This window comes from Stenotrophomonas sp. 05L44_2, from assembly GCF_056665995.1.
In genome coordinates this window covers 1-5,088 of sequence record NZ_JBFTNR010000262.1, presented here as the reverse complement: position 1 = coordinate 5,088, position 5,088 = coordinate 1, and the positions used below count along the sequence as shown (strand labels likewise).

7 protein-coding genes are annotated in these 5,088 nt (G+C 67.5%); 2 read left to right on the top strand and 5 right to left on the bottom strand.

Features of this window, described 5'->3' with window-relative positions:
* A partial coding sequence (locus tag AC1VAN_RS10795; RefSeq protein WP_480985785.1) for an XVIPCD domain-containing protein occupies window positions 1-732 on the top strand: 732 nt, incomplete at its 5' end.
* A gap of 48 nt (window positions 733-780) precedes the next feature.
* Here AC1VAN_RS10795 and AC1VAN_RS10790 read toward each other — a convergent pair.
* Genes AC1VAN_RS10790 through AC1VAN_RS10770 form a run of 5 tightly spaced genes read right to left on the bottom strand, consistent with a single transcriptional unit; the run spans window position 781 to window position 4,632 of the window.
* Window positions 781-1,770: an alpha/beta fold hydrolase gene (locus tag AC1VAN_RS10790; protein WP_442251080.1), complete on the bottom strand. Its 990-nt coding sequence runs from the start codon at window positions 1,768-1,770 to the stop codon at window positions 781-783.
* Window positions 1,767-2,093 (bottom strand): DUF6958 family protein, encoded by a 327-nt coding sequence (locus AC1VAN_RS10785; RefSeq protein ID WP_049470813.1) that lies wholly within the window; start codon window positions 2,091-2,093, stop codon window positions 1,767-1,769. Before AC1VAN_RS10785 ends, AC1VAN_RS10790 begins: the two co-directional genes overlap by 4 nt.
* The gene (locus tag AC1VAN_RS10780; RefSeq protein ID WP_229289815.1) at window positions 2,086-2,622 is read right to left on the bottom strand and encodes a GFA family protein; all 537 of its coding nucleotides are present in this window, start codon (window positions 2,620-2,622) and stop codon (window positions 2,086-2,088) included. The genes AC1VAN_RS10785 and AC1VAN_RS10780 overlap by 8 nt, the downstream gene beginning before the upstream one ends.
* A 28-nt stretch (window positions 2,623-2,650) precedes the next feature.
* Window positions 2,651-3,571 (bottom strand): TolB family protein, encoded by a 921-nt coding sequence (locus tag AC1VAN_RS10775; protein ID WP_442251081.1) that lies wholly within the window; start codon window positions 3,569-3,571, stop codon window positions 2,651-2,653.
* Window positions 3,568-4,632 (bottom strand): hypothetical protein, encoded by a 1,065-nt coding sequence (locus AC1VAN_RS10770; RefSeq protein WP_480985784.1) that lies wholly within the window; start codon window positions 4,630-4,632, stop codon window positions 3,568-3,570. Before AC1VAN_RS10770 ends, AC1VAN_RS10775 begins: the two co-directional genes overlap by 4 nt.
* Before the next feature lie 88 nt (window positions 4,633-4,720).
* Between AC1VAN_RS10770 and AC1VAN_RS10765 the strand changes: the two genes are divergently transcribed.
* The coding region (locus AC1VAN_RS10765) for a LysR family transcriptional regulator (RefSeq protein ID WP_480985783.1) at window positions 4,721-5,088 on the top strand (368 nt) is incomplete at its 3' end.

Genomic DNA, 5,088 nt, shown 5'->3' with positions numbered 1-5,088 from the left:
GTGAAGGCCGGTGAGCTCACTACCCTGAGCTTCAGCGAGGCCCAGATGCGCACGCTGATGGAGCGTACCCAGTCGATGGTAGGGGACAACCCGATGCTGGGGCCATCGTGGCAGGTGCTTGCAGAGGACGGCAACGGCAGCCCGCAGCAGGATGTGGACGCCTTTGCACTGGGGCTGGCGCGCAACCAGGGGCAATCCACCTATGGCATGGCCGAACGCCTGTTCCATATCGCCGCGGCGGGCGGCAAGGATCTGCAGAAGATCGACGCTGCCGTGCAGGGCGAGCACCTGCAGTCGCTCGCGCCGCCCTCACCGCTGCTGCCCCGGCAGGACCCACGGCACACCGCCAGCCCGGACCACGGCATGTGGCTGCAGAGCCAAGGCGCGGTGAGCAGCCTCGACCAGGCAATGGGGCGCCAGCCTGATGAGATGAGCGAACGGCTGGGCATGGCCCTGCTGGTCGCGGCCAAGGCCAAGGGCATGCAGCGGATCGACGAGGCCGTGCTCAGTGACGACGGCAGGTACGCGTTCGCGGTGCAGGGCCAGCCGCACGCCGCAGATCGTCAGATCGCCCGCACCGATACTGCTCAGGCAGTGGCTACGCCGGTCAGCGAGCACGTGCGCGAGCTGCAGCAGGGCCAGTCGCTGGCGGCAAGCTCTGAGCAGGCGAGCCAGCAGCAGGAGCGGGAGCAGTTGTCCCAGGAACACGCTGCACGGGCCATGGCGCGTTGAGTCGGGCGCGCCAGCCCAGCGGCTGGCGCATCGGGTCAGGCAGGCCTATCAGGCTCGCCAAAGCGCCCGGGCCTCATCGGCAAGCAGCGCAGGCTGTTCCTCAGGCCAGAACAGGCGTCCGCCTTCCACCCAGCGGATGCCGCGCGATGCCGGCAGCGTCTGGTGCAGCCACTCGGCCCAGCGCCCCGGAAAGAGGGGATCGGCTGTTCCCCACACCATGCGCGTGGGAATCGTACTGCGTTGCAGCGAGGCTTCGATGGCCACCAGCGGATTGGGGTCGAACGCCGCGAGGTGGCCATTGAGCTGCTTCTGGCGCAGGGGCGAGGACACCAGCGGGCGGAAACTGTATTCGATGGCCTCATCGCTGAAATGTGCCGGATCCACATAAGCCGAGCCACCGATACCGGCCGCTGATCGCGCGTAGCCGCGATCCTGCAGGTGGCGCACAATCTTCTGGTGATAGGTGCCTGCGCGTGCGGCGGCCAGTGAGTTCTTCATCTGCACCGGCGGGCTGTTCTGGTGCACGTCGCAGTTGGTCAGCAGCATCGTGCGCACGCGGCTCGGGTGCTGCACAGCGAACAACTGGGCCACGGTGCCGCCACTGTCATTGGCAACCAGGTCGACCATCGCAACGGATAGCGCATCAAGCAACGCAACGAGCATGGCGCTCTGTGCCTGCGGAGACAGGTCCTGCGTGGCCGCCACCGCGCTGTGGCCCAGGCCCATGAAATCCGGTGCAATGCAGCGGCGGGACGAGGAAAGCTGCGCGATCGCATGCCGCCACTGGAAGCCGCTCAACGGGAACCCGTGCAGGAACAGTGCGGCCGGACCTTTCCCTTGTTGCACGCAGGCGATGCGCCCGAACGGTGTGCGGACCCAGCGCCGGCGGGCGGCGAATGCTGCCGCATCCATGGGCTCGCGCAGGCCCGCGCTGGCGCCGCGCACGCTGGGCGGCCATCCCATGGCCAGCAACAGTCCAGCACCGATCAGCAGTGACCTGCGCGACGATGAAGGCGCATCGTTGGATGGACCGCTCATGACGTCACCGCCGTTCGACCGACGACCGCATGCTTGAACAACCGCACGGGCTTGCCCGCTGCGCGCTCGATCACGCCCTTGGCTTCCAGATCCAGCTGCACGGCCTTCAGCCACCATCCTGCGGTTGCGCCTGCGGGGAACAGATCTGCAGGCAGCGCCGGCAGCAATGACTGCTTGGCAATGGCAACGGAAACCCCGGGCGGCGTCTGCGGCAGCACGCCGAGCAGGGCGCTGCGCATGGCGCTGTACTTGCCCCGGTCGACCCACTGGGTCCTGCCGGGCGAGGTGATGCTCTCGATCTCGATCTTGTCTGGCTCAGGCATGGACCTCTCCTTCAATGCGGATATCCGGGCTGCGCAGGCCCATCGCAATCCAGGCCTTCATCAACCGGGCATAGAAGCGCAGCGAGTGTTGCTTGAGGTTGGGTACATCGGCGGGCAGCACGGAGGGATCGGGCAGATCGCCCACCATGGTGCGCATCTGCAGCGGCGGCCGGGCATCCTCCGGCCACAGGCCGCCATACAGGCTCAGCCAGTGGCCGCCGGTCAGTTCAAGAAACAGGGGCGTGCTGCAGCAGGTGGCCAGCACGCGACGGGTGCCGGCATCGGCTGAGAGGCGGAACGCGGCCAGGCGCTCCACTCCTGCCAGGAACTCCACCCGGTCCTTGCGATACATGACGAACCGGGTAGTTCCATGCGGTCCGAGCAGCCGCTGGGCGCCGGGCAGGCGCTGCAGGCGCAGGCCTGCGGCGCGGCAGCTGTTGCAGCAGCAGTCGACGCAGGCGATGGGTGTGCCGGTCAGGTTCAACGTCACTTCGCCACAGCGGCAGGCAACCTGTTGTGCGGAAGGCATGTGGATGCTCTCTTCGGGGGCTCTTTTTCTATCGACGAACCGGGGGCCCCGGAATCGACAGGGACGGTGGCAGTCGATAGCTCACCCGGTACAGGTCCAGGCTGGCGCCATCGCCGCGACGCGCTGAATAGGTGAGCGTGCCAGGGCGGGACCAGTCGAGCATGGCCCCATAGCTGTCGCTCGCACCGTCGTTGACGGGTGCGGGCAGTCGTATGCCGGGCACGTAGCGGTCACCGAACGCGCGTGCCGCGAACTGCTCGACCCGCGAACTGCCGAAGTCCTGTGCACGTGCGAAAACGATGGTCCGGCCATCGCCCAGGAAGGTGGCGTCGAACTCCTGCGCGGCCGTGTTGACCGCGCCTGCCACCGGCCGCGCAGGTTGCAGTTGGCCATCGTCCACCCGCGCGACATACAGATCGTGGCCACCGGCGCCACCTGCTCGGTCGCTGGAGAACAGCAGGGTGCCACCGTCGGGTGCGAGCATCGGCGCAAACTCGTTGGCGGGACTGTTGACGGCAGACCCGAGATGCTCAACGGCACCGAACTGCAGGCCCTGCACGGGCACCCTGTACAGGTCATCGCCGCCCAGGCCACCGGGGCGATCGGAGCAGAACAGCACGAAGCGGCCATCGGCGGTAAACGCAGGGTCGAAATCGCGGCCGGGTGTGTTGAACGGAACCGGGCGCGCGGCACTCCACTGGCCGTGCTGCAGATGCGAAACCCAGATGTCATGGCCACCTTCGCCGCCAGGCCGGTCACGGCTGAACCAGAGCGCTGTGCGTCCGTCGGGGCTCAGCGTCAGGCGGATTTCGCTGTATCGGGTCGACGCGATGCCTGGTGCGAAACGCTCTGCGTGAGGGTCGAGTGCCAACGCCTCTTGGCTGGCATCACCCCCCAGCAGTCCAGCGACCGCGACCGCAAGCGCGACCAGTGAGGCAAGCGCGTTCATGCCTGCCGCTCGAAATCGCTGATCCAGTTGGTCTCCCAGGTCGCTCCGCCGTCTGCGGATGCCGCCTGTTCCCAGCGTGCGGAACGCGAGGTGATCCGCGACCAGATCACCCGCGTTCTGATCGGTTGTCCCCGCAGCTGGTCGTCTCCCATGAACGTGCCGACGCCATCGACAAAACCGCCGCGGACCGGTGCGCCGATCCGCGTGGGATCGCGGCCATCCAACCACCAGCTCAACCACTGGCCACTGCTGGCATCCCATGCGCGGATGCCCATGCCGCATACGGTCGCAGCGGGGAAGTTCATGACATTGTCGCCAACGTTGCCGAAGCCGCCAAGCACCGGCCAGTTGTGCAGCGTGCCATCAAAGTGGTCCCAGCGGTTGCTGCCAGACAGGCGTTCGCGCAGTCGCTGATGCTGCACGGCCCAACGGCCAACCAGGRAGTCGAAGTCGCGGGGCGCATCCGACTGCAGCGGCAGCGGCGAGGGTATCGCTGCCGTGCGGGTGAACCAGTTGCGCCAGTTCACTTCCCAGTGCAAGCCGTTGTCCGCGGAGAATGCCTGCTCCCACCACGGCTGCGCAGCGTGGATGTCGTGCCAGCGGAACCAGACCTGGATGGGCTGGCCCTTGAAGGAATCCGCACCACGGAAGCTGCCGCCTGTACCGCTGAAGCCGCCACGCACCGGCGCTTCGAAGCGGCTGGGAGCGCGGCCATCCAGCCACCAGATTGCCCAGGTGGCGGAGGCCGGATCGAAGGCACGTACACCCAGGCCGCGGTAGGCGCCGCCGGGCAGCTGCATCAGGTTGTCATCGATCGTGCCCAGCCCGCCCAGGGTCAGCCAGACCGCACTGGTGCCGGTGAAGTCCACCCAGCGCGTGTCGGCCACCAGGCGTTCCTGCAGCCGGCGGTGACGCACGTTCCAGTTGCCCTGCAGCCAACGCCAGTCATTGGCATGGTCTCTGCCGGCATGGGCAGGGGTGGCGCCCAGCGGCAGGCACAGCCCGAAGGCGCCGGCACCGTACAACGCGGCAAGGCCGCCCAGAAATCCACGTCGCTGCATGTCTGATCCCCGTTGTCCGAGGCCTCATCTTCGACGTCGTATGGGGGATTGACCACGCGGATATCGAGGCTCAGGCTAAGCCACACTTATGGTCGCCCACCGCCACCTGCCGTCGCTCGTTGCCATCCGTGCCTTCGAGGCCGCGGCGCGGCTGGGCAGCTTTGCGCGGGCCGCGGAAGAACTGGACACCACGGCGGCATCGGTCAGCTATCACGTCCGGCGCCTGGAAGAGCAGACCGGTGCACGACTGTTCCTGCGCCACGCCCAGCACGTCGAACTGACCGAGGCCGGTGCCAGCGTCGCAAAGGAGGCTACCCGCGCCTTCGATGCCCTGCGTCGCAGTTTCATGCGCGCCGCCGACATGGATGCCACCCGCCTGCGCCTGACCGCACTGCCTACGTTGGGCACCAGTTGGCTGACGCCGCGGCTGGGTGGCTTCCGCGCCCGGCATCCGCA